This window comes from Microbacterium sp. Y832, from assembly GCF_057669765.1.
The window spans coordinates 344,891-368,141 of record NZ_JBYHFM010000002.1 but is presented as its reverse complement, the minus strand read 5'-3'; the positions used below and the strand labels follow the sequence as shown (position 1 = coordinate 368,141).

At 69.5% G+C, this 23,251-nt stretch carries 19 protein-coding genes, 1 tRNA gene and 1 pseudogene; 16 read left to right on the top strand and 5 right to left on the bottom strand.

All coding sequences use genetic code 11. The features are described 5' to 3' along the window. Positions 1-43: 43 nt before the first annotated feature. From AC25YV_RS04565 to AC25YV_RS04535, 7 genes are all read left to right on the top strand, one after another. Positions 44-1,057: a LacI family DNA-binding transcriptional regulator gene (locus AC25YV_RS04565; RefSeq protein WP_488122650.1), complete on the top strand. Its 1,014-nt coding sequence runs from the start codon at positions 44-46 to the stop codon at positions 1,055-1,057. A 161-nt stretch (positions 1,058-1,218) separates the two neighbouring features. Next, positions 1,219-1,965 carry an L-ribulose-5-phosphate 4-epimerase gene (locus AC25YV_RS04560; protein ID WP_488122649.1) on the top strand — a complete coding sequence of 249 codons (747 nt, stop codon included), beginning with the start codon at positions 1,219-1,221 and terminating at the stop codon, positions 1,963-1,965. Continuing rightward, the gene (locus tag AC25YV_RS04555) at positions 1,962-3,587 is read left to right on the top strand and encodes a xylulokinase (protein WP_488122648.1); all 1,626 of its coding nucleotides are present in this window, start codon (positions 1,962-1,964) and stop codon (positions 3,585-3,587) included. The genes AC25YV_RS04560 and AC25YV_RS04555 overlap by 4 nt, the downstream gene beginning before the upstream one ends. Before the next feature lie 84 nt (positions 3,588-3,671). Further along, positions 3,672-5,183 (top strand): L-arabinose isomerase, encoded by a 1,512-nt coding sequence (araA, locus tag AC25YV_RS04550; protein ID WP_488122647.1) that lies wholly within the window; start codon positions 3,672-3,674, stop codon positions 5,181-5,183. 4 nt (positions 5,184-5,187) lie between these two features. Continuing rightward, entirely contained in the window at positions 5,188-6,132 is a 945-nt protein-coding gene (locus AC25YV_RS04545) for an aldose 1-epimerase family protein (RefSeq protein WP_488122646.1), read from the top strand. 391 nt (positions 6,133-6,523) lie between these two features. Continuing rightward, a complete protein-coding gene (locus AC25YV_RS04540) occupies positions 6,524-7,093 on the top strand; it encodes an asparagine synthase (protein WP_488122645.1) in 570 nt (189 codons plus the stop codon). 67 nt (positions 7,094-7,160) lie between these two features. Continuing rightward, positions 7,161-7,233 (top strand) — tRNA-Arg (locus AC25YV_RS04535). A gap of 106 nt (positions 7,234-7,339) precedes the next feature. Here the strand turns inward: AC25YV_RS04535 and AC25YV_RS04530 are convergent. Further along, on the bottom strand, positions 7,340-8,242 hold the full coding sequence (locus AC25YV_RS04530; RefSeq protein WP_488122644.1) for an SDR family oxidoreductase: 903 nt from the start codon (positions 8,240-8,242) through the stop codon (positions 7,340-7,342). Positions 8,243-8,353: 111 nt separating this feature from the next. Continuing rightward, positions 8,354-8,884, bottom strand: coding sequence for a MarR family winged helix-turn-helix transcriptional regulator (locus tag AC25YV_RS04525; protein WP_488122643.1), 531 nt, complete (start codon positions 8,882-8,884; stop codon positions 8,354-8,356). A 78-nt stretch (positions 8,885-8,962) separates the two neighbouring features. On the opposite strand from AC25YV_RS04525, the gene AC25YV_RS04520 reads away from it, so the two are divergent. From AC25YV_RS04520 to mmsB, 3 genes are read left to right on the top strand one after another with little or no spacing between them, the layout of a single operon-like run. Next, complete coding sequence (locus tag AC25YV_RS04520) at positions 8,963-10,465, top strand: CoA-acylating methylmalonate-semialdehyde dehydrogenase (RefSeq protein WP_488122642.1); 1,503 nt, start codon at positions 8,963-8,965, stop codon at positions 10,463-10,465. 14 nt (positions 10,466-10,479) lie between these two features. Continuing rightward, positions 10,480-11,613: an acyl-CoA dehydrogenase family protein gene (locus AC25YV_RS04515; protein ID WP_488122641.1), complete on the top strand. Its 1,134-nt coding sequence runs from the start codon at positions 10,480-10,482 to the stop codon at positions 11,611-11,613. Between the two features lie 20 nt (positions 11,614-11,633). Further along, entirely contained in the window at positions 11,634-12,554 is a 921-nt protein-coding gene (gene mmsB, locus AC25YV_RS04510) for a 3-hydroxyisobutyrate dehydrogenase (protein WP_488122640.1), read from the top strand. 45 nt (positions 12,555-12,599) lie between these two features. Here mmsB and AC25YV_RS04505 read toward each other — a convergent pair whose 3' ends face one another. After that, positions 12,600-13,010, bottom strand: coding sequence for a GreA/GreB family elongation factor (locus AC25YV_RS04505; protein WP_488122639.1), 411 nt, complete (start codon positions 13,008-13,010; stop codon positions 12,600-12,602). 94 nt (positions 13,011-13,104) lie between these two features. Here AC25YV_RS04505 and AC25YV_RS04500 point away from each other — a divergent pair, with 94 nt between their 5' ends. From AC25YV_RS04500 to AC25YV_RS04485, 4 genes are all read left to right on the top strand, one after another. Further along, positions 13,105-14,673 (top strand): L-serine ammonia-lyase, iron-sulfur-dependent, subunit alpha, encoded by a 1,569-nt coding sequence (locus AC25YV_RS04500; protein ID WP_488122638.1) that lies wholly within the window; start codon positions 13,105-13,107, stop codon positions 14,671-14,673. A gap of 63 nt (positions 14,674-14,736) precedes the next feature. Next, positions 14,737-16,065, top strand: coding sequence for an MFS transporter (locus AC25YV_RS04495; protein WP_488122637.1), 1,329 nt, complete (start codon positions 14,737-14,739; stop codon positions 16,063-16,065). Next, a complete protein-coding gene (locus AC25YV_RS04490; RefSeq protein WP_488122636.1) occupies positions 16,062-17,873 on the top strand; it encodes a glycoside hydrolase family 2 protein in 1,812 nt (603 codons plus the stop codon). The genes AC25YV_RS04495 and AC25YV_RS04490 overlap by 4 nt, the downstream gene beginning before the upstream one ends. Beyond that, a complete protein-coding gene (locus tag AC25YV_RS04485; protein ID WP_488122635.1) occupies positions 17,870-18,880 on the top strand; it encodes a DUF2804 domain-containing protein in 1,011 nt (336 codons plus the stop codon). The genes AC25YV_RS04490 and AC25YV_RS04485 overlap by 4 nt, the downstream gene beginning before the upstream one ends. 16 nt (positions 18,881-18,896) lie before the next feature. Here the strand turns inward: AC25YV_RS04485 and AC25YV_RS04480 are convergent, their stop codons facing one another. Beyond that, a complete protein-coding gene (locus AC25YV_RS04480) occupies positions 18,897-19,334 on the bottom strand; it encodes a MarR family winged helix-turn-helix transcriptional regulator (RefSeq protein WP_488122634.1) in 438 nt (145 codons plus the stop codon). Positions 19,335-19,379: 45 nt separating this feature from the next. Between AC25YV_RS04480 and AC25YV_RS04475 the strand changes: the two genes are divergently transcribed. Continuing rightward, a complete protein-coding gene (locus AC25YV_RS04475) occupies positions 19,380-21,173 on the top strand; it encodes a DUF2207 domain-containing protein (RefSeq protein WP_488122633.1) in 1,794 nt (597 codons plus the stop codon). Positions 21,174-21,178: 5 nt separating this feature from the next. Here AC25YV_RS04475 and AC25YV_RS04470 read toward each other — a convergent pair whose 3' ends face one another. Beyond that, a complete protein-coding gene (locus AC25YV_RS04470; RefSeq protein WP_488122632.1) occupies positions 21,179-22,072 on the bottom strand; it encodes an HNH endonuclease signature motif containing protein in 894 nt (297 codons plus the stop codon). Between the two features lie 829 nt (positions 22,073-22,901). On the opposite strand from AC25YV_RS04470, the pseudogene AC25YV_RS04465 reads away from it, so the two are divergent. Continuing rightward, positions 22,902-23,042 (top strand): annotated as a pseudogene (locus AC25YV_RS04465) (DUF5692 family protein); the annotation flags it as partial. Between the last annotated feature and the right edge of the window lie 209 nt (positions 23,043-23,251).

The following is a 23,251-nucleotide window of genomic DNA, read 5'->3' as shown; positions in this document are numbered from 1 at the left end:
CAAGCGGGTGTCGGGCCCCGCGCCCGCGAGTAGGGTGAGCGCGATGGGTGAGAACGGATCCGACGCGTCTCGGCGCGGCCGCGTCGGCGTACGCGACGTCGCCCGGGTGGCAGGCGTATCGGCGCAGACGGTGTCGCGGGTGCTCAATGACCACGACCGGATCCGGCCCGAGACGCGCGAGCGCGTGCTCGCGGCGATGGCTGACCTCGGGTATCGCGTCAACAACGCCGCCCGCGCGCTCGGCACCCGCGAGACCCGCACGCTGGGGGTCATCGCGTCGGACGCGACGCTGTACGGGCCCTCGGTCGGCATCGCCGAACTCGAGGCCGCGGCCCGTGAAGCGGGCCGATGGATCGCGACGGCCTATGCGGATGCCGCCGACCCCGACTCCGTCGTCGCGGCAGCCGAACGCCTGCTGGCGCAGGGCGTCGACGGGCTCATCGCGCTGGCGCCGCACGCCGTGAGCCTGGCGGTGCTCGAGCGGGCGGTCGCCGGAACTCCGCTCACGGCCTTGCACTCCGGCCCGGGGGCCGAGCGGCAGGCCCAGGGGATGGCGCTCGCCGTCCACCACCTCGTCGAGCTCGGACATCGACGCATCGCCCGCCTCGCCGGGCCCCCCGCATGGCTCGAAGCCGCCGCACGAGACGACGGGATCGATCGTGCTCTCGCCGCCGCCGGCCTCTCTGCGGGTCCCCGCTGGAGCGGCGACTGGAGTGCGGCGTCGGGGGCTGTGCTGGCGGGAGAGATCGCGGGGATCGTGCGGGCCGGGGAGGGCCCGACGGCCGTTGCCGTCGCCAACGATCAGATGGCGCTCGGCCTCGTCGCGGGTCTGCGGCGCGCGGGAATCGAGGTGCCACGCGATGTCAGCGTGACGGGCTTCGACGACAACCCCGACGCCGCCTTCTACGCCCCCGCCCTCACGACCGTGCGACTGGACCTGCCGGGCGAAGCCCGGCGCGCGGTCGCCGTCGTGCGCGGTTGCGCCGAGCCCGAGGTGGCCGCCCCCGCGCTCGTCGCCCGGGCCTCGACCGCACCTCCCCGGTATCCGCTGTCCTGATCGCTCCTCCGCGGCATCCTCCGTCGGGCCCGCGCGACACGTCCCCGGCTGCGGGAGGGGTTGTTCGCGGCCGGATGTTACCGGTACCATCCCGAGCAGAAGCGGCGCCGGTTCGCCACCGCACCCCGAACCGGCCCGCAGCCAGAAACCGCACAGGTCCAATGGAGGACATCGTGACGACGCCCGACGCGCCGACCCCTGGTCGTAACCGGCCACCTGACGTCGAAGCCGCGGTCTCTGAGGCCCGCGCCGAGGTCGCGCGTCTGCACGGCGAGCTCGTGCGCTACGGCCTCGTCGTCTGGACGGGCGGCAACGTCTCGGGGCGCGTGCCGGGCGCCGATCTGTTCGTGATCAAGCCGTCCGGTGTCTCGTACGACGAGCTCACCGCCGACGACATGATCCTGTGCGACCTCGACGGCGTGGTCGTCCCCGGTTCACGCGGCAGTCATCGCAGTCCGTCGAGCGACACCGCCGCACACGCCTACGTCTACCGCGCCATGCCCGAGGTCGGGGGAGTCGTCCACACGCACTCCACCTACGCCGTCGCCTGGGCCGCCCGCGGCGAGGAGATCCCGTGCGTCATCACGGGGATGGCCGACGAGTTCGGCGGACCGATTCCCGTCGGCCCGTTCGCGGTCATCGGCGACGACTCGATCGGCCGCGGAATCGTCGAGACGCTGACCGGCCACCGCAGCCAGGCGGTGCTCATGCAGAACCACGGCCCGTTCACGATCGGGGTCACCGCGCGGGACGCCGTCAAAGCCGCCGTCATGTGCGAAGACGCCGCGCGAACCGTGCACCTGGCGCGCGAAGCAGGCCCGCTCATCCCGATCCCGCAAGAGACGATCGACCGCCTCTTCGAGCGCTATCAGCGCGTGTACGGCCAGAGCGGAGACGACCGTCGATGAGCGCCATCGCCGAAGGCCGCACGACGCTCGGCATCGAGCTCGGTTCGACCCGGATCAAGGCCTGCCTCGTCGACGCCGACGACCCGTCGCTCGTGCTCGCGACCGGTTCCCACGACTGGGAGAACCGGTTCGAGGACCGTATCTGGACGTATTCGCTCGATGACATCTGCGGTGGGATCCAGGCCTCCTACGCCGCGCTGACCGCCGACGTCCGCCAACGACACGGCGTCGCTCTCGAACGGGTCGGCGCGATCGGCGTCTCGGCGATGATGCACGGCTACCTCGCCTTCGACGACGCGGGTGAGCTCCTCGTGCCGTTCCGCACGTGGCGCAACACCACGACGGGCCCGGCCGCAGCCGAACTGACCGACCTGCTCGGGGTCAACATCCCCCTGCGCTGGTCGATCGCACACCTGCGACAGGCGGTGCTCGATGCCGAGCCGCACGTTGCGCGCATCCGATTTCTGACGACGCTCGCGGGCTACGTGCATTGGCGCTTGACCGGCCGCGCCGTGCTCGGCGTCGGCGACGCGTCGGGGATGTTCCCGATCGACGCGGCGACAGGCACGTACGACGCGGCCCTCACCGCCCGCTACGACGCGCTCGGGGGCGCAGTCCCGATCACCGCCCTGCTTCCCGAGGTGCTGACGGCGGGCGATCCGGCCGGGTGGCTCACCCTCGAGGGCGCGGCCCTGCTCGACCCGTCAGGCGCACTCGAACCCGGCGCCCTGTTCTGCGCGCCCGAGGGCGACGCGGGCACCGGGATGGTCGCGACCAACGCCGTGGCCCCGCGCACGGGCAACGTGAGCGCGGGCACCAGCATCTTCGCGATGGTCGTGCTCGAGCGCCCGCTCGCGAGCCTGCACCGTGAGCTCGATGTCGTCACGACTCCCGCCGGTGATCCGGTCGCGATGGTGCACTGCAACAACGGCGCGAGTGAGCTCGCGGCGTGGGTGGGGCTCTTCGCGAGGTTCGCCGAAGCCGCAGGCTCGTCGCTCGCCGCCGACACCGTGTTCGATGTGCTCTTCCGCGAAGCACTCGACGGCGCACCGGATGCGGGCGGAATCCTCGCCTACAACCATCTCGCCGGCGAGCCGATCGCCGGTCTGGCCGAGGGCCGGCCGCTCGTCGTCCGAACACCCGACAGTTCGCTCACCCTCGCCGACTTCATGCGGGCCCAGCTCTACGGCGTCTTCGGCACACTGGCGCTCGGCATGCGGCTGCTCACCGACGAAGGCGTCGCCCTCGACCGGATGTTCGCACACGGCGGCATGTTCCGCACGGCAGGTGTCGCGCAGCGCTTCCTCGCCGGCGCGTTGCACACCCCCGTCTCGGTGCGCAGCACCGCGTCAGAGGGAGGCGCGTGGGGTATCGCTGTGCTCGCCGCCTATGCCCGCACGACCGCACTGACGGATACCACGGCCCAGACCGCACCGTCGATTTCGTCCGGCCGCACTCGCGCGGGATCCTCCCTGTCGGCCTACCTCGATGACCGCGTCTTCGCCGATGCCGTCGTCGTGGCCGCCGACCCCGACCCGGCCGACACCGCCGGTTTCGACGCGTACCTCGGGCGCTACCGCGCCGGGCTCGCTGTCGAAGCCGCCGCCGTCGCGGCCCTCTGACCCGGTTCCGCCCGTCATGTCGCACGCGGCTTGGCTTCCGGCATCCGACCTCACCCTCACTCATGCCCCTCGAAGGACACGCTCATGACCCGCACACCCCTTTCCACCACCCTCGACGGCTACGAAGTCTGGTTCGTCACGGGCAGCCAGGGTCTCTACGGCGACGAGACGCTGCGCCAGGTCGCGGCGCAGTCGCGGGCCGTCGTCGAGGGCCTGTTGGATCTTCCCGTCACGGTCGTGTGGCAGCCCGTGCTGACGGACGCCGACAGCATCCGCCGCCTCGCGCTGGAGGCCAACGCGCGCGACGACGTCGTCGGCATCATCGCCTGGATGCACACGTTCAGCCCCGCAAAAATGTGGATCGCGGGCCTCGACTCGCTGCAGAAGCCGCTTCTGCACCTGCACACGCAGGCGAACGTCGAGCTGCCATGGGCCGACATCGACTTCGATTTCATGAACCTCAATCAGGCGGCGCACGGCGACCGCGAGTTCGGGTACATCCAGACGCGCCTGGGCGTGGCACGCAAGACGGTCGTCGGGCACGTGTCGAACTCCGCCGTGCGTCAGCAGATCGAGGATTGGCAGCGTGCCGCCGCCGGGTGGGCGGCATCCCGGACACTCAAGCTCGCTCGATTCGGCGACAACATGCGCTACGTCGCCGTCACCGAAGGTGACAAGACCGAGGCCGAGCTGCGCTTCGGTGTGCAGGTCAACACGTGGGGCGTCAACGAGCTCGTCGAGGCAGTCGAGCAGGTGACGGATGCCGCTATCGACGACCTCGTCGCGGTCTACTGCGACGAGTACGACGTCGCGGACGAGCTGCTGCCCGGCGCCGAGCGCCACTCGTCGCTCCGCGACGGCGCGGCGATCGAGCTCGGCCTGCGCTCTTTCCTCGAGGAGGGCGGCTTCGGTGCCTTCACGACGTCGTTCGAAGATCTCGGCGCCCTGAAGCAGCTGCCGGGTCTGGCGGTTCAGCGGCTCATGGCCGGAGGTTATGGCTTCGGCGCGGAGGGAGACTGGAAGACGGCGATCCTCGTGCGCGTCGCCAACGTCATGGGTGCGGGCCTGCCGGGCGGGGCCAGCCTGATGGAGGACTACACGTACGACCTCGTCGCCGGCGATGAGAAGATCCTGGGCGCGCACATGCTCGAGGTGTCGCCCTCGCTCACGAGCGCTCGGCCGCGTCTCGAGGTGCATCCGCTCGGCATCGGCGGCAAGCACGACCCCGTCCGGCTCGTGTTCACCGCTGACCCCGGTGACGCGCTCGTGGTCGCGATGAGCGACATGCGCGACCGTTTCCGCCTCGTCGCCAACGTCGTCGAGAACATCGAAGCGCCCGACCTGCCGAAGCTCCCCGTCGGCCGCGCCGTGTGGAAGCCGGCCCCCGACTTCGCGACATCGGCGACCTGTTGGCTGATCGCGGGTGCGGCGCACCATACTGTGATGACGACCGCTGTCGGCGTGGAGGTTTTCCGCGACTTCGCCGAGATCGCGGCAACCGAGCTCGTCGTCATCGACGAGGACACGACCGTCCGGGGTTTCCAGCGCGAACTGCGATGGAACCAGGCGTATTACCGACTCGCTCAGGGAATCTGAATCCATGGCACGCACACCGACCTCGGGAACCCCGCACGTGCTCCGCGCGGGCGACTATGAGGCGCTCATCGCGAGCGTCGGCGCGACGCTGCGGTCGCTCACCCACCGCGGGCGCGACCTCGTCGTGCCGTTCGACGCCGACGAGGTGCGTCCCTCGTACCGGGGGGCCACGCTCGCCCCGTGGCCGAACCGCGTCGTCGACGGCACCTACTCCTTCGGGGGGCGGGACTTCCACCTGGCGCTCACCGAGCCCGCACGCGGCCATGCCCTGCACGGCCTGGCCGCGTGGCTCGACTTCGAGGCGATCGACAAGGGCCCCGACCACGTGACGCTCGCCGCCGCGATCCAGCCGCAGACCGCCTATCCGTGGCGCATCATCGTCTTCACGACGTATTCGCTCGGGCCCGACGGGCTGACCCAGACCGTGACGGCACGCAACGAATCGACCGAGCCCGCGCCGTGGGGCGTCGGGCCGCATCCCTATCTCGTGGCGGGCGGGGGTGCCGTCGACGACTGGACTCTCGAACTCCCCGCTGCCCAGGTGCTCACCGTGACAGACGACCGGCTCGTGCCCACCGGGCTCGTCGCGGTCGACGCCGACGACCCCGGCCGCTTCGACTTCCGCACGGCGCGTCGCATCGGCGACGTCGAGCTCGACCACGCCTACACGGACCTCGCCCGCGACAGCGACGGCGAGGTGACGGTCCGCGTGACGGATGCCGCCGGCTCCGGGGTCGCGATGACGTGGGGCGCCGCGTGCCCCTGGGTGCAGATCCACACGGCGGACAAGCCCGATCCGGCACTGAGTCGCCTGGGTCTCGCCGTCGAGCCGATGACGTGCGCACCGGACGCCTTCAACGCCGATCGCTATCCCTACGACGCCGGGCTGATCACGCTCGCGCCGGGAGAGACGACCGGAGCCGGCTGGCGTATCTCGGCGATCGACTGACGCGCTTCGAACGAAGATGCCCGTCGGGATGCATGGCATCCCGACGGGCGTCTTGCGCACTCATTCACCGGATGCCACAAGCCCCCCGAGTACTCTCCAAAGGCCTGCGCATGCTCGGCGACGGCGCAGTTCGTTCAGGGACTCAAGCCCTGAAGTTCTCTTCGAACTCGTCGCGAGCGGATCCCCCGATACCGCTCCGCGTGGCCGTTACACACATCGGCCTTCATCTCATTGATCTGGTCTTACCCCGTGACAAAAACACTACGTCGCGCGCCGAAAAGGCCGATGGGGGTTGTGCTCGAGCGCGTGAATTGCTACGCGCGCGTGCGTATGCCGGGTCAGCAGCCTGTCGCATGTCGGCCCGGACGATAACCTCGGTGGGGGAGGTGCTGTGAGTAAAACCACGGATGCGATCGCCGAGGGCGTGTCCATCGCGTTCGCCGCAGCCAGGCTGGTGGTGCGCAACCACATCCTCGTCGAGACGATCGCACGCGGCGCCCCGTTCGACGTCGATCGGATCGCCCCCGTCGCCCGCGAGGCCTTGCTGTCGCTCGCTGCCGAGCAGGAGGCCGCCGCCGATCGCGCGAAGCAGCAGCGCCGGCGCGCGTGGGGCAAGTTCACCGATCCCGACGGCACCCATGACTACCGGGACCGCGACACCCGAAACCTCCGCAAGCGCGGCAAGCAATACATCGGAGTCGCGAAGGAGCTGCGCCGGCAGGCCGATGACCCCGAGGCCGTCCGTGCACTCGTCGAGGCATCGAGGGATGCCGCGTGGGGTGACGTCGAGGCGAACCTGCACCGCCGTCTCACGGTCGAGGGCATGCGCCCCGACCTCGACCCCGATTACGAGCGCATGCGCGCCGCGCGGATGCAGTCACTGCGCCTCATCGACCTGCCTCGTCTCGCGGCGAATCGGCGTCGTTCGGGCGTTCCGCAGGCCCACGAACCGGCAGAGTGACCTCGATTCGCGGCGACGCCCGGCGTGGGGTAATCTAGACGCTGGCCCGAGCGCAAGCGCGGGCCATGCGCCCGTAGCTCAATGGATAGAGCATCTGACTACGGATCAGAAGGTTAGGGGTTCGAGTCCCTTCGGGCGCACACTGTGTTGAGACAGTGAAACACCAAAAGACCCGCGGATTCCGCGGGTCTTTTGTGTTTCCGGCTGAGGCCCCACCGCTCACCGCCGCGCGTGAACGGCGGCGCGTCAGAAGACCGGCAGCCCGCCCGTCACGCCGACGACCGTGCCGCTGACGTAGCTCGCTTCGTCGGGCGACGCGAGGAAGACATAGGCGCCGGCCAGTTCGGCGGGTTGGCCGATGCGGCCCAGCGGCGTGTCCTTGCCCATGTTCGCGACGGCTTCGGGTTCTTTCGTGGCCGGCTGCAGGGGCGTCCACACGGGTCCCGGAGCGACGGCGTTTACGCGGATGCCGTCCGGTCCGAGTTCGCGCGCGAGATTCACCGTGAGGTTGTTGATGGCCGCTTTCGTGGCGGCGTAGTCGACCATCGTGACCGAGGGATCGTAGGCCTGCACGGAACTCGTGTTGATGATGCTGTCGCCCCGGCCGAGATGCTCCAGCGCCGCCTGGCTGATCCAGAGGGTCGCGTACAGGTTCGTCTCGACGGCGCGGCGCAGGTCTTCGGCCGCGAGTCCCTTGAGGCCCTCTTGGCCGCGCGCCCAGTGGAAGCCGGCGTTGTTGACGACGATGTTCAGCCCGCCGAGCTCCTCCGCGGCACGCGCGACGACGTCGCGGCAGGTCTGCTCTTCGCGAAGGTCGCCGGGCACGAGCACCGCCGTACGGCCGGCCTTCTCGATCCAGTCCGCCACTTCGCGTGCATCCTCTTCTTCTTCGGCCAGGTAGTTGATCGCGACATCGGCGCCCTCCCGGGCGAACGCGATCGCGATGGCTCGACCGATTCCCGAGTCGCCGCCCGTGATGAAGGCCTTCAGCCCTTCGAGGCGCCCGCGGCCCTGCCAGGACTCCTCTCCGTGGTCCGGACGGGGATGCATCGGCCCGGTCAGCCCGGGAGGGGTCTGCTGCTGCTCGGGCATGCCCCCTTCGTCATCGGCGAGCGACTGGGCGTGCTTCGCGACGGGTGCTTCAGGCATGGTGTGCTCCTTCACTCGCGGGATTCGACCCTCAGAGTAAGGAGCGCGGCGTGGCGCTGTCTGCCCCCTTTCGACCCGGGGGTGAGGGATGCTACGCGCGGGCGGCGCGGCTCAGGTCAGAGGCTCGGGAGCGGGTGCCGGCGGCGAGAAGTCGCCGGCTTCGAGTCGGAGCTTCGCGATCGACTGCGTCAGAGGCGGGATCACTTCTTCGCGGACCCGCGCGAAGACCTGCTCGTTGAGAGCGGCCGTGGCCGCCTCGGTGATCTCGTGTCCGGCGGGCGTGATGGTCAGCAGTGCGGCTCGGCCGTCGCGGGGGTGCGGGTCGCGACGCACGAGTCCGTCGCGTTCCAGGCGGGCGACCGTGTTGGTCACACTCGCGGGGTGCACCTGAAGCCGCGCCGTGGCGCTGGCCATCGGCATCGTGCCCTCTTTGCTGAACGCCAGCAGGCGCAGCATCTCGAACCGCGCGAACGACAGCGAGAACGGCCGCAGGGTCTTCTCGACCTCGGCGAGCATCAGCTGGTGCGCGCGCATGACCGATGTCACGGCCGCCATGCCGTCCGCCGCCTCGCCCCAGCCGTGCGCGATCCACTGGCGGCGCGCTTCGGCGATGGGGTCGACGTGCAACGGCTTCGGGGTCACGGGCGGGGCTCCTCTCTGGCACCTCACCGTACCGATCTTTTGATTGCAGATCAGATAGTTGAATGTCATAGTACTTTCATGACGCGAGAACTCACCCACTTCATCGGCGGCGCCCACGTCGCCGGCACCTCCGGCCGCTTCGGCGACGTGTTCGATCCGAGCACGGGTGAGGTGCAGGCTCGGGTGCCGCTAGCGACGACGGCAGAGGTGCAGGCGGCGATCGGCAACGCCGAGGCGGCGCAGGTCGAGTGGGCGGCGCAGAATCCGCAGAAGCGGGCGCGCGTCCTGCTGAAGTTCCTCGACCTCGTCGCGAAGGACACCCCATCCCTCGCGCGGTTGCTGTCGAGCGAGCACGGCAAGACCGTCCCCGATGCGATCGGAGACATCCAGCGCGGCGTCGAGGTCATCGAGTTCGCCGCGGGTGCACCCCACCTGCTGAAGGGCGAGTACTCCAGCGGCGCCGGCACGGGAATCGACGTGTACTCGATGCGTCAGCCGCTCGGCGTCGTCGCGGGGATCACACCGTTCAACTTCCCCGCCATGATCCCGCTGTGGAAGGCCGGCCCGGCTCTGGCTGCCGGTAACGCGTTCATCCTCAAGCCCAGCGAGCGCGACCCCTCGGTTCCGCTGCGGTTGGCCGAGCTCTTCCTCGAGGCGGGTCTGCCCGAGGGCGTGCTCAACGTCGTCAACGGCGACAAGGAGGCCGTCGACGCGATCCTGCACGACGACCGCGTCAAGGCCGTCGGGTTCGTGGGATCGACCCCGATCGCGCAGTACATCTACGAGACCGCCGCCGCCAACGGCAAGCGGGCGCAGTGCTTCGGCGGTGCGAAGAACCACATGATCGTCATGCCGGATGCCGACCTCGACCAGGTCGCCGATGCGCTCATCGGCGCCGGCTACGGGTCGGCAGGCGAACGCTGCATGGCGATCTCGGTCGCCGTGCCGGTCGGCAAGGCAACCGGCGACGCGCTCGCGGCGAAGCTCGCCGAGCGGGTGAAGACCCTGAAGGTCGGCCCCGCCCTCGACGAGAGCAACGACTACGGACCTCTCGTGACCGCCGAGGCGAAAAAGCGCGTCGAGCACTACATCCAGGTGGGTGTCGATGAGGGTGCGACCCTGCTCGCCGACGGGCGCGGCTACGAGGTTCCCGGCTACGAGAACGGCTTCTACCTCGGCCCGACACTGTTCGATCACGTGACGCCCGAGCACACGATCTACCGCGAGGAGATCTTCGGGCCCGTGCTGATCATCGTGCGCGCCGACGACTACGAAGAGGCACTGCGCCTTCCGTCGGAGCACGAATACGGCAACGGAGTGTCGATCTTCACGCGCGACGGCGACGCGGCCCGCGACTTCGCCGCTCGCGTCAACACCGGCATGGTGGGCGTCAACGTGCCGATTCCCGTTCCGATCGCGTACCACACGTTCGGCGGCTGGAAGAAGTCCGGGTTCGGCGACCTCAATCAGCACGGACCCGACGCGTTCCGCTTCTACACGAAGACGAAGACCGTGACGAGCCGCTGGCTGTCACACGATCTCAAGGAAGGCGCGAGCTTCGTCATCCCGACGATGCACTGATCATGAGCATGGCAATGACAGAGGAGCGCGCCGCCCTCGTCGAGGCGGTCCGCGATTTCGCCGAGGCAGCACTCGCCCCGCACGCGGGCACGTGGGATGCGGACAAGCATTTCCCGGTCGACACGCTGCGCCAAGCCGGGCAGATGGGCCTGGGCGGCATCTACGCCAGCGAGGAGTTCGGCGGGTCGGGCCTGTCCCGGCAGGACGCCTTGGCGATCTTCGAAGAGCTCGCCAAGGGCGACACGACGATCGCCGCCTACATCTCGATCCACAACATGGTGGTGTGGATGATCGACACGTTCGGCACCCCCGAGCAGCGTGCGCGGTGGGTCCCCGGGCTCTCGACGATGGACGACCTCGGCAGCTACTGCCTCACCGAACCGGGTGCCGGATCGGATGCGGCCGCCATCACGACCAGCGCCCGGCGCGAGGGCGACGAGTACGTCCTCAACGGGGTGAAGCAGTTCATCTCGGGTGCCGGCTCATCGGCCGTCTACCTCGTGATGGCTCGCACGAACGGGCCCGGATCCCGGGGCATCAGCGCCATCGTCGTTCCCGCCGATACGCCCGGTCTGTCGTTCGGTCCGAATGAGAAGAAGATGGGCTGGAACGCCCAGCCGACCCGCCAGGTGATCCTCGAGGACGTGCGCGTGCCGGTCGCGAACCGACTCGGCGAAGAGGGCGACGGGTTCGGCATCGCCATGAAGGGCCTCAACGGCGGTCGCGTCAATATCGGCGCATGCTCGCTCGGCGGTGCCCAGTGGGCGCTGGACCGCGCCGTCGCATACGTGCACGACCGGCACGTGTTCGGGATGCCTCTCACGGCGAACCAGTCCGTCGTCTTCCGGCTCGCCCAGATGGAGACGGATCTGCAGGCCGCTCGGGCACTGCTCGAGCGGGCCGCCGAGAAGATGGACGCCGCCGCACCCGACGTCGCCGTCGCGTGCGCGCTCGCGAAGCGCTTCGCGACGGATGCCGCCTTCGACGTCGCCAACGCTGCGCTGCAGCTGCACGGCGGATACGGCTATCTGCACGAGTACGGCATCGAGCGGGTGGTGCGCGACCTGCGGGTGCATCAGATCCTCGAGGGAACGAATGAGATCATGCAGCTGATCGTCGGTCGAGCACTGATTGAGCAGGGCCGATGACCGTCGACGAAGGGAACCCCATGAGCACCATCGCATTCATCGGACTCGGCCATATGGGCGGTCCCATGGCCGCCAATCTCGTGACCGCAGGGCACCGTGTGCTCGGGTTCGACCTGGTGCCGGAGATCCGCGAGGCCGCCGCCGCCTCGGGCGTCGAACTCGTCGACGCGGGCACCGATGCCGCCGCAGCGGCGGACATCGTCATCACGATGCTTCCCGCCGGCCGGCACGTGCTCGCCGTCTACGGCACGCCTGACGCACCCGGGCTGCTCGCCGCCGCGCGCCCCGGCACGCTCTTCATCGACTCGTCGACGATCGCCGTCGACGAAGCGCGTCTCGCCGCCGACGCCGCGATCGCCGCGGGGCACCGTGCGCTCGACGCGCCCGTCTCGGGCGGCGTCGTCGGGGCAGAGAACGCGACGCTCGCGTTCATGGTCGGCGGCTCAGACGCCGACTTCGCCGAGGCGCTGCCCGTGCTCGAGGCGATGGGCAAGCGCATCGTGCACTGCGGAGGCTCCGGCCTCGGGCAGGCCGCCAAGGTGTGCAACAACATGATCCTCGGCATCTCGCAGATCGCCGTCGCCGAGGCCTTCGTCATCGGTGAGCGACTCGGGCTGTCGCATCAGGCGCTCTTCGACGTGTCATCCAACGCGTCGGGCCAGTGCTGGGCGCTGACGACGAACTGCCCCGTGCCCGGCCCTGTTCCGACCAGCCCGGCCAACCGCGACTACCAGCCGGGGTTCGCAGGCACCCTCATGGCGAAGGATCTTTCGCTCGCCGGTCAGGCGATCGACCTCACGGGGGTCGACGCGCGGCTCGGCACCCTCGCGCGCGACATCTACGTCGCGTTCGCCGAGGGTGACGGTGCGAACCAGGACTTCTCGGGGATCATCAACACGATCCGCCAGCACAGCGCGGCAGCACCCGTCGACGCGGACTGACGCCTACAGGCTCGGCCCCGCGCTCGCGCGCGGGGCCGGCCGAAATCACGCGTGGGGGACTGTCGCGATGATGGTCACCGTGATGTCCACGCCGTTCGGCGCGCGATAGGTGCGGCGGTCGCCGGGGTGCGAGCCGATGATCGCCTGACCCATCGGGGACTCCGGCGAGTACACGGCCATGTCGCCGACGGGACCCAGCAGAGCGCGGGCGCCGAGCAGGAAAGTCTCCTGCGATTCGTCGGATTCGAACTCGACCGTGACGCGCATGCCCGGTTCGACGAGTCCGTCGTCGGGCATCGATCCGACCTGCGCCCGGCGGATGAGGCCGCGCAGCTCGACGGCGCGAGCCGAAGAGAGGTCGTCGGCGATGGGGTTCTTGGTGAGTTCGTCCAGCTCCTGCTGCAACTGGTTCAGAGCATCCTGCGTCAGCCAGATCGGCTCTTCTGCAACAGACACGGCAACCTCCACGAGGGGAATGTATGAAGTTTCGAGCCTACCGTCGTCAGCGCGGAAACACCCCGTCGGTGATGCGACCACGTAGCCTGGTCACGTGAGCGCGTACGTCTCGGCGTTCGAGTTGTTCTCCATCGGAGTAGGACCCTCGAGTTCCCATACGGTCGGCCCCATGCGGGCGGCCCTCGATTTCGCGACCCGACTGCGTGTGCTCGGCCTGCTCGGCGATGTCGCGCGCATCACGTGCACGCTCTACGGATCGCTGGGAGCGACGGGCATCGGCCACGGCACGCCCGACGCGATCGTCGCGGGGCTGCAGGGCCTCGAGCCGGAGACGGCGGATCCGGATGCCGTGCGGTCGGCGTGGAGCGATTGGGCCGACGGCGTTCACCTCGTGCTCGCGGGCGAGCGCCCCGTGTCCTTCGCGAAGGGCGACGTCGTCTTCGCTCCGCGCACGCGTCTGCCCGGCCACCCCAACGGCATGACGCTCGAGGCGTGGTCCCGCACGACGGCGGGGCCGATCACGGCCGAGGGTGCGGTCTTCCGCGAGACGGGGGCGGCCATGCTGCCGGCCGCGCCGGTGTCGGATGAGGGGCTCGTGCTGCGCGAGACATACTACTCCATCGGGGGCGGGTTCATCCGCCGCGACGGTGAGCCGCCGCGCGTGCAGACACACGCGTATCCGCTGGACTTCTCGAGCGCCGACGAACTGCTCGCACTGTGTGACGAGCGCGGCATCACGATCGCCGAGGCGGCGCGCATCAACGAGCAGGCGCTGCGCAGCGACACCGAGGTCGCGGCGAAGCTCGATGCGATCTGGGACGCCATGGCCGGGTGCGTCGAGCAGGGACTGAGCGCCGAGGGCCTGCTGCCGGGCATCCTGAAGGTCAAGCGGCGTGCAGCGGTGATCCGGGCGCAGCTCGACGACGCGGAGTCCGCCGGCAACCGCGAACTGCCCGGTGAGTGGCTCGGGGCGTTCGCGCTGGCCGTCAACGAGGAGAACGCAGCGGGCGGCCGCGTCGTGACCGCACCGACGAACGGTGCGGCGGGGATCGTGCCGGCTGTCGCGATGTACTGGTGGCGCTTCCTCGCGGGGTCGGGCCTGGGCGCCGGCAACGCCGTCACCCCGTACGGCGAACTCGTCGGCAGCGCGCTGATGGGGTTCCATCCGCCCGTTCCCGAACTCGTCGAGGGGTCACCGGCCGCGCTCGCCGAGGCGAACAGACGCCGCGGCATCCGGCGCTATCTGCTCACCGCGACGGCCCTCGGGTCGCTGTTCAAGGCGAACGCGTCGATTTCGGGCGCCGAGGGCGGGTGCCAGGCCGAGGTCGGGTCGGCGTGCGCCATGGCCGCCGGTGGGCTGACCGCCGTGATGGGCGGCACGAACAGGCAGATCGAGAACGCCGCCGAGATCGCGATGGAGCACCACCTCGGTCTCACGTGCGACCCCGTCGGCGGGCTCGTGCAGATCCCGTGCATCGAGCGCAACGCGATCGCCGCGTCGACGGCTGTCACCGCGGCGCGACTCGCGCTGCGCGGCGATGGGTCGCACTTCGTGTCGCTCGACACCGTCGTCGAGACGATGCGGCAGACGGGAATCGACATGTCGACGAAGTACAAAGAGACGAGCGAGGGCGGTCTCGCCGTGAACGTCATCGAGTGCTGACGCGCTCGGGGGAATCCCACCCCTAGGATCAGACGCACTGCCGGAACGTGAGCAAGGATGCCGATGTCCCGAGATTCCCTTGCGCCCGCAGGCGCGCCCGCCCGGTCCCTCGCGCCGCTGTCCGGTCGCGTCTGGCTCACGATCGTCCTGCTGGGGCTCGTCGGGCAGCTCGCGTGGACCGTCGAGAACATGTACCTCAACGTGTTCGTGTACGACACGATCTCGACCGATCCGACCGTCATCGCGATCCTCGTCGCGGCGTCGGCGATCGCGGCGACCCTCGCCACGATGCTCGTGGGGGCGTGGTCGGACCGTGCGCGTACGCGTCGCCCGTTCATCGCGGTCGGCTACATCCTGTGGGGGCTCACGACGGCGACGTTCGGGTTCGTCCAGCCGGCGGCGGGAGCGGATGCCGCGCTCGTGGTCGGCGCGGCCGTCGTCGCCATCGTCGCGCTCGACTGCCTCATGTCGGTGTTCGGCTCGGGAGCCAACGACGCGGCCTTCAACGCCTGGGTGACCGAGTCGACCGAGCCCGGCAATCGCGGACGTGTCGACGGCGTCCTCGCGATCATGCCGCTGCTGGCGATGCTCCTCGTGTTCGGCGCGTTGGATGCACTGACCCAGGCGGGCGAGTGGCGCCTGTTCTTCGGGATCGTCGGCCTCGTGACGGCGGCCGTGGGCGCGCTCGCCTGGTTCCTCGTGCACGATCCGGCGCACATCGCACCCAGCGCCGACGGGTATCTGCGTTCGGTCGTCTACGGGCTGCGCCCCTCGTCGGTGCGGGCGAATCCGCGTCTGTATCTGCTGCTGCTCGCCTACGCGATCGTCGGCACGAGCACGCAGGTGTTCGTGCCCTACCTGATCATCTACATCCAGCGGTATCTGCGCATCGACGGCTACGCGATCGTGCTCGGCAGCGTGCTCATCATCGCCTCGATCGCGAGCGTCGTGGGCGGGCGCGTCATCGACCGGGTGGGCAAGGTCCGCGCCATCCTGCCCGCGACGGCGATCCTCGTGGCGGGTCTGATCGGGATGGTGTTCGCGCGCGACATGGTGAGTGTCATCGTCGTCGGGGCGGTCATGATGAGCGGCTTCATGCTGTCGGTCGCCGCCATCGCCGCGAGCGTGCGCGATGCGACCCCGCGTGACCGGGTCGGCGTCGTGCAGGGACTCCGCATGATCGCCGCGGTGCTCGTGCCGATGGTCATCGGTCCCTTCGTCGGTGCAGCCGTCATCATCGGTGCGAACGAGACCTACACGGATCTGGGCGTCGTCAAGCAAGTGCCCACGCCCTGGATCTTCGCAGCGGCCGCCATCGTCGCGGTGGTCGTCGTCGTTCCCGTGCTGCTGCTGCGACGCGTCCACACGGCGGATGCCGAGGTCGCGGGATGAGTCTGCGCACACCGTGGGCGGACGCCCTCGACCCCGATGCGCCGCTGCCCGAGTACCCTCGCCCGCAGCTGATCCGGGGCGACTGGCGCAACCTCAACGGGCGCTGGCAGTACGCGTTCACACCCTTCGCGGCATCCGACCCCCTGGCCGTGGCCGACCCTGCCGCGCCGCCCTCGGCGTGGCAGGGCGAGATCACCGTGCCGTTCTCACCCGAGACGGCGCTCTCCGGCGTGGGGCGGGTGCTCGCTGCAGACGAGACGCTCTGGTATCGGCGGACCTTCGCGCCGCCGCGCCCCCTCGCCGAGGGAGAGCGCGTGATCCTGCACTTCGGCGCCGTCGATCAGTCGTGTCGTGTCGCGGTCGACGGGGTCGAGGTCGGTGCCCACACGGGCGGGTATCTGCCGTTCGCGCTCGATGTGACCGATGCGCTCGCCGAAACGAGCGAGCACGAGCTCGTCGTCGCGGTGCGTGACGTGACGGATGCCGCCTGGTTGTCCCGCGGCAAGCAGTCCAGCCGCCCAGGCGGGATCTGGTACTCGCCACAGTCAGGGATCTGGCAGACCGTGTGGGCCGAGATCGTGCCGCGGGTCGCCGTCGACACGCTCGTCCTCACCCCCGATCTGGCCGCCGGTGACCTCATCGTGAGGGTCGGCAGCATGCACGCGGCAGCCGAGGATCGGGCCGTCGTCGAGGTCAGAGCGGCGGACGAGCTCGTGGCGACGGCATCCGTCCCGGTGGGCGAATCGGTCCGCATCGCTCTGGCGGGAAGCATCCGTGCCTGGAGTCCCGAGGATCCCTTCCTCTACGACGTGCGTGTCGTGCTGGGTCGAGACCGCGTTGAGTCCTACGTCGGGATGCGCTCGTTCGGCGTCGGTGCGGACGCCTTCGGCACGCGGCGGCTTCTGCTGAACGGCGAGCCGTACGTGCACGTCGGGCTGCTCGATCAGGGCTACTGGCCCGACGGCGGGTATACGGCGCCCGCCGACGCGGCGCTCGAATACGACATCCGGCTCGCGAAGCGCATGGGCTTCACGATGCTCCGCAAGCACATCAAGATCGAGCCGCTGCGCTGGTACCACCATTGCGACCGGCTCGGCATGCTCGTGTGGCAGGACGCCGTCAACGGCGGCGAGCGCTACAACCCCCTTGTCATCACGGCGCCCGTCTTCGGCGCCCCCGCGCTCGACGACCACCGATACGCGAGGTTCGGGCGAGCGGATGCCTCGGGTCGGGACCACTACGAGACCGAATTGCGCGACATGATCGAACACCTGCGCAGTGTGCCGTCCATCGCGCTGTGGGTGCCGTTCAACGAGGGCTGGGGACAGTTCGATGCCGCCCGGATCGCGCAGGACGTGCGACGACTGGACCCGACGCGCCCGATCGATCACGCGAGCGGATGGCACGACCAGGGAGCAGGCGACGTGCGGAGCCTCCACGTGTACTTCCGCCCCGTTCGGGCTCCTCGCCGGGCGGACTCGCGCGTTCTCGCCGTCACCGAGTACGGCGGCTACAGCCTCGCCGTCCCCGGGCACACGGCGAGCGACCGCGTGTTCGGATACCGCCGCTATCGTTCGCGCGATCGTTTCGTCACCGCTCTCGAGCGTCTGCACGTGCGCGAGATCGAACCCGCGATGGCACGCGGAGTCGCGGCGACGGTGTACACGCAGCTGTCCGACGTCGAGGACGAAGTCAACGGGCTCGTCACCTACGATCGGCGGTTCGTGAAAGTGCCTGAACACGCGATGCGCCGCATCAACCACGGGCTGCGCGTCGCTGCCCGGTCCCACGAGGTGGAGAAGCCATGATCACGATTCCGCTGCCGGAACTGACCGAGCGCGTGCCGCTCACGCTGCCCAACGGCCGCCTCAACCGCGCCGCTGTGGGGTGGGCGCGCCAGCCGGTCGTCGACACCGCCGGGATCGGCCCGGGGTTCTGGGGGCGCAACAAGCGGTGGGAGTACTGGGGCATCACGACGCCGACGCACCTGCTCGCCCTCACGGTGTCCTCGATCGACTACGCCGCCGTGCACGAGGTGTGGGTCTTCGACCGCGCGACCGAGCGCCAGTGGCGTCACGGAGCGACGGTGCTGCCCGCTCGCGGCTTCACGCTGCCGCCATCGCTCGGCGAGGGCTCGGCGCGGGCTCGCGCCAAGGGCCTCGAGATCGACATCGACCCCGCGGATGCCGGGGGCACGCGCCTGCGCGCAGGCATCGCCGGCGCGGGCTTCGACGTGACGGCCGCGCTGCCGCCGGGACATGAGCGCCTCGCGGTCGTGGTTCCGTGGAGCGACACCCGGTTCCAGTACACGGTGAAGGACGTCGCGCGCCCCGCATCGGGGTCGGTGACGATCGAAGGCGTCACGTACGACGTGCCCGCGGGGGAGTCGTGGGCCGTTCTCGATCACGGCCGTGGCCGGTGGCCGTACGACATCCGCTGGAACTGGGGCGCGGGGTCGGGATTTTCACACGGTCGCCTCATCGGCATCCAGGTCGGCGCGAAGTGGACGGCGGGGACGGGATCGACCGAGAACGCGATCGTCATCGACGGGCGGCTGCACAAGATCCACGACGAGCTCGTGTGGGACTACGACATCGCCGATTGGCGACGCCCTTGGCGAATCGTCGGCGGTGGGCTGGCGGCATCCTTCACCCCTTTCCACAACAAGGTGACGCGCACGAATCTCGGGGTCGTCGCGAGCGCGACCGACCAGTGCTTCGGGTACTGGGACGGTACGTTCCGTACGCAGGCCGGAGAGTCGATCCCATTCGCCGGGGTGCTCGGATGGGCCGAAGAGGTGCACAACCGCTGGTGAGTCGTGCGCCCGGCGGTCAGCGGCGAGGGCGCCTGCGGAGCTTGGTCGTGATGGCGCGCAGCTGAGTCAGCTCGTCGTCGCTGAGCACCGACATGCGCGTCGCGATGGCAGATCCGTGCGTCGTCGCGATCCGACGGAACGCCGCGGCACCCTCATCGGTCGCGCGCACGAGCGAGCCCCGTCCGTCTTCGGGATCGGGCGCCTTCGACAGGAGGCCTCGCGCGACCATGCGGTCGACGAGGCGGGACACGCTCGGCTGGCTGATGAGCATGTTCGCCGTGACGTCACGCAGGCGCGCCGTGCGGTCGTTGCCGCGGGTCACGGTGAGAAGCACGTCATACTCCGCTTGCGTGAGACCGGTGTCCTCGAAGTCGCTGCTGATCTCGTTGAAGATCTCGTGCTGTGCGCGGAACAGGCTTTCCCAGGCGGCGATGGCGAGCCGGCGATCTGTCATGGCGTCAAGAGTACGACCTGCGCCTGCGCGCATAGGCTGGTCGGCATGACGCGAGCCGTCGGCACCTCTCTTGCTCGAATCCTCCTCATCGTCTGCGCGATGCTCACGGCGGCGGTGGTGTTCTTCTCTGCGGCGCCCGCGGCGGCGGACGCCGACGTCGAGGACTTCTCGTTCGAGAGCCTCGACGTCGACTACGCGCTGTCACGTGCGGACGACGGAACAAGCCGTCTGCGGGTGACCGAGACGTTCGTCGCGCTGTTCCCCGAACGCGACCAGAACCGCGGCATGCGCCGCATCATCCCCGACGAGTATCTCGGGGCCCCGCTGCTGCCTCACCTCATCTCGATCACGGATGAAGAGGGAGCCCCGCGCGCCGAGGAGACCTCGTCGGAAGACGGGTGGTTCTCGATGACGTCGCGCGCCGACGACTACGTGCACGGTCGGCAGACGTACGTCTTCACGTACGAGCTCGAGAACGTCACGCGGTTCTTCGACGACACGGGTGTCGATGAGTTCTACTGGAACGTCAACGGCACGGAATGGGCGCAGCCCTTCGGGCGGGTCACCGCCCGGCTGAACCTCGACCCGTCGCTCTTCGCCGCGACGACCGGCAACGCGTCGTGCTACGTCGGTGGCGCGGGTTCGACCGACACCTGCCGCATCGAGACGGATGCCGCCGCCGACGCGATCGTCGCGACGGCGGGGCCCCTCGCCCCGCATGAGACGATGACGATCGCGGTCGCTTTCGAAGCGGGCACCTTCACGGCGTTCGACGGTTCGTATCTCGCCTCGTCGTGGGGATGGCTGCAAGCAGTGGCGGGGCTCGGTGTGCTCGGTTCACTCATCGGCGCTGCCGTCGTGCGGCGTCGGCGACTGCGCGATGACCCGGGGCGGCCCACGATCATCGCCGAGTACACGCCACCACCGGGGCTGGATGCACTCGAGAGCGCTGTGCTGCTGCAGCGCACGTCGAAGGCGATTCCGGCCGAAGTGCTCGAGCAGGCGGTGGTCGGCAGCATCCGGATCGTCGAAGGTGCACCGAAGCGGTTCTCTTCGAGTACACCGCTCACCGCCGAGCTCATCGACCCATCGCGCGCGGACGGCGACGGAATCATGCTGCTGCACGGGCTCTTTCCCGACGGGCAGCCGGGGGACACGTTCCAGTTCGGCAAGTCGGACACGCGGCTCTCGTCGACGGCGCAGAAGATCATCGCGGCCGCGACCGCGCAGCTGACTGCCCGGGGGATGTGGCGGCGCGTGTCGCCGTCTCGATACGTGCCCCTCTTCGTGGCCCTGGTCGCGACCGTGCTCGTGTTCGTCTTCGGCTTCATCGCGCTCGACAACGGGGTGAACGAGGGGGTGCCGATCACGCTGATCGTCATGGCGGGGGTGGCCGTGTTCGTCACGTTCGCCCTCGTCGCCCGCAAACCGTTGACCTCGCGCGGTGCCGAGGCGCGGGATCACCTGCGAGGACTGCAGCAGTTCATCGAGTGGGCTGAGGCGGACCGGATCCGGATGCTGCAATCGCCCACCGGCGCCGAGCGGGTGGCCGTCGACACGAACGACCCCCGGCAGATGCTGAAGCTGTACGAGACGCTCCTGCCGTACGCCGTCGTGTTCGGGCAGGAGAAGGAGTGGGCGAAGCAGCTCGCCGTGCTCTACGGCGACGATCAATCGCCCGGCTGGTACTCGGGTCCAGCCGGATTCAACGCGGCCTCTTTCTCGGCGGGCATCTCGACTCTCTCGACGAGCGCCGTGTCGTCGTCGACGTCGGGCGGTTCGAGCGGCGGAGGCTCTGCCGGCGGGGGCGGCGGAGGAGGTGGCGGCGGGGGCGTGTGACGTGCTCATCCCGCCTGCTTTCGTCGCCGTTCGAACTCGACCGCGGCGGAGCGTCGCACGGGTCTCCGCCGCCGGAGCGGGTCGATATGGCGGGGCGCCTTCACCTCGGGTATTCCCCCGATCATCCGAACCTGCCAGCCGCTCGTCTCGATGGTGCGGTGGTGATGCCAGCAGAGCAGAACGCCGAAGTCGACGTGGGTCGGCCCGCCGCGTGCGTGCTCGATGACGTGATGCACTTCGCACCATGCGGCTGCGACGTGGCATCCGGGAATGACGCAGTTGCCGTCTCGCGCGGTGATCGCGCGGCGCTGATGCCCTGTGAACACCCGCTGCGGTGATCCCAGCTCGATGACGCGGCCATCGTCTGAGAGGACGACACGCTGGATGCCGTGGGAGCACGCGAGGCGGCGGGCGACGGTCGCCGGAAGGTGGTGATCCGTGCCGTCGACGAAGGCGAAGCCGTTCTCGGCCTCAGGCTCGGCGGCCGAGATCGCGACGAGCAATGCCGGGGACGCGCCGCCGGTCGACGGGCTCTCGGCCGACCGTGCGGCGACCCCGAGGATCGACGCGAGCGCGTCGTGCTGTTTCTGCGTGCGAGTGCGCATATCGACGTCGGCGACATCGTCAGGCTCACCGGAGTCGGCGAAACGAGGACCCGTGGCGGGACCGGGTGCTGCTGCGCCGTCGATCAGCGTGTGATGGGGATCAGTCCGTTGCGCGCCCGGCCCAGCGTCACGCCGCGCCGGCGCGCCGCGCGTTCGTCGTCGGGCAGCACTCGGTCGGAATCGAGGACGAGCGCCCAGACCTGCGCCTGACAGCGGACGGTGTGGGCGTCGCAGGGGACGGAGTCCGAAGGAGGCCCGGTCAGCGGCAGAAACCGTGAATAACTTCGATGTCATCACGCTGGGGAGGAGCGGGTGCGGCGGCGAGGCACAAGGGCAAGAGTAAGGGCCGGTCGGAGAGGCTCCCGACCGGCCCTTGTCCCTTGCACCAAGAGTGTCCTGCAATCACATGTCGGCAGCTGCCACAGCAAACAACTACCGCTGTCACTATATAACGACGAGGTAACGGAAGGGAAGAGTCGTCGTCGCTATCTGCTGCCGTGACCCCGTCGCGGCGTGGCGCGCTCGTCGAGTCGGCGCACCGAATCCCGCACCGCGCCGTGCAGGATGATCTCGAGATCGCCGACCACGCGGTAGGGGTGCTCGACCATGCCGTCCGCGACCCACCGCAGCACCACGGCGAGCACGGCCGACGTGTAGCAAGTCGACCACCAGGACGCGATCCTGCGCCTGCACCGGTCCGCCGCCCTCCTGCTCCATGACGTCCTCGGTCACGGGCCGCATCTGCTCGAACAGGAAGCGCTCCAGTCCGGACCGCCCCAGCCCGTCGAGCACCCCGAGCGTCGACGACCGGTTGTCGCGCATGTACCGCATCAGTCGGACGAGCCCGTCGGCCCAGCCCAGCTCGGCCGTGAACTCGCGCACCTGGCCGGCGATCTCGGTCTCGAACACCCAGACCGCGAGGTGCGGCACGTCGGGGAAGTGGTAGTAGAAGGCCTGCCGCGTCAGTCCGCAGTCCCGTGTGAGCTGCGTCACGGTGACCCTGTCGAGCGGCGCGGTCCGCAGTCTCGCCTTCAGTGCGGCCGCGAGGGCATCACGTGCGCCCGCCCGCCCCCGCGGATCAGCGCTTTCGGGGCAGCACCGTGCCCACACGCTGGCGCTGTGGATGATGTTCACGATGGCGGTCCCGACCTTCATCGCGTCGTCGCCGTTCGCCGTGCAGTCCGCGCTGTTCGTCGTGTCGGCCCTGTCGCTCGCGGCCAACATCGCCGTCGCGGCCTACCAGCTGTTCACGATCGTCACGCGGCACCGCAACCCGCTGCGCGACGAGCTCTACACCGACCTGCCGCAGTACCGCGAGGTGCGTGGAGCGAACCTCCCCGCCGTCGAGGCGCCTGTGGTCCCGCAGGCCACCCGATTTGGCGCGTCTTTGCTGCGACGTGGCCTACGTCGCAGCGTCGTCCGGGTTCGCCACGTCGCGTTCGTCACCGACGTCATCTCTCGTCGGACACAGCG

Excerpts from the sequence above, each read along its gene's own strand:
- AC25YV_RS04565 (WP_488122650.1), top strand. The coding sequence starts at position 44 with ATGGGTGAGAACGGATCCGACGCGTCTCGGCGCGGCCGCGTCGGCGTA.
- AC25YV_RS04560 (WP_488122649.1), top strand. The coding sequence starts at position 1,219 with ATGGAGGACATCGTGACGACGCCCGACGCGCCGACCCCTGGTCGTAAC.
- AC25YV_RS04555 (WP_488122648.1), top strand. The coding sequence starts at position 1,962 with ATGAGCGCCATCGCCGAAGGCCGCACGACGCTCGGCATCGAGCTCGGT.
- araA (WP_488122647.1), top strand. The coding sequence starts at position 3,672 with ATGACCCGCACACCCCTTTCCACCACCCTCGACGGCTACGAAGTCTGG.
- AC25YV_RS04545 (WP_488122646.1), top strand. The coding sequence starts at position 5,188 with ATGGCACGCACACCGACCTCGGGAACCCCGCACGTGCTCCGCGCGGGC.
- AC25YV_RS04530 (WP_488122644.1), bottom strand. The coding sequence starts at position 8,242 with ATGCCTGAAGCACCCGTCGCGAAGCACGCCCAGTCGCTCGCCGATGAC.
- AC25YV_RS04520 (WP_488122642.1), top strand. The coding sequence starts at position 8,963 with ATGACGCGAGAACTCACCCACTTCATCGGCGGCGCCCACGTCGCCGGC.
- AC25YV_RS04515 (WP_488122641.1), top strand. The coding sequence starts at position 10,480 with ATGACAGAGGAGCGCGCCGCCCTCGTCGAGGCGGTCCGCGATTTCGCC.
- mmsB (WP_488122640.1), top strand. The coding sequence starts at position 11,634 with ATGAGCACCATCGCATTCATCGGACTCGGCCATATGGGCGGTCCCATG.
- AC25YV_RS04495 (WP_488122637.1), top strand. The coding sequence starts at position 14,737 with ATGTCCCGAGATTCCCTTGCGCCCGCAGGCGCGCCCGCCCGGTCCCTC.
- AC25YV_RS04490 (WP_488122636.1), top strand. The coding sequence starts at position 16,062 with ATGAGTCTGCGCACACCGTGGGCGGACGCCCTCGACCCCGATGCGCCG.
- AC25YV_RS04485 (WP_488122635.1), top strand. The coding sequence starts at position 17,870 with ATGATCACGATTCCGCTGCCGGAACTGACCGAGCGCGTGCCGCTCACG.
- AC25YV_RS04480 (WP_488122634.1), bottom strand. The coding sequence starts at position 19,334 with ATGACAGATCGCCGGCTCGCCATCGCCGCCTGGGAAAGCCTGTTCCGC.
- AC25YV_RS04475 (WP_488122633.1), top strand. The coding sequence starts at position 19,380 with ATGACGCGAGCCGTCGGCACCTCTCTTGCTCGAATCCTCCTCATCGTC.
- AC25YV_RS04470 (WP_488122632.1), bottom strand. The coding sequence starts at position 22,072 with ATGACATCGAAGTTATTCACGGTTTCTGCCGCTGACCGGGCCTCCTTC.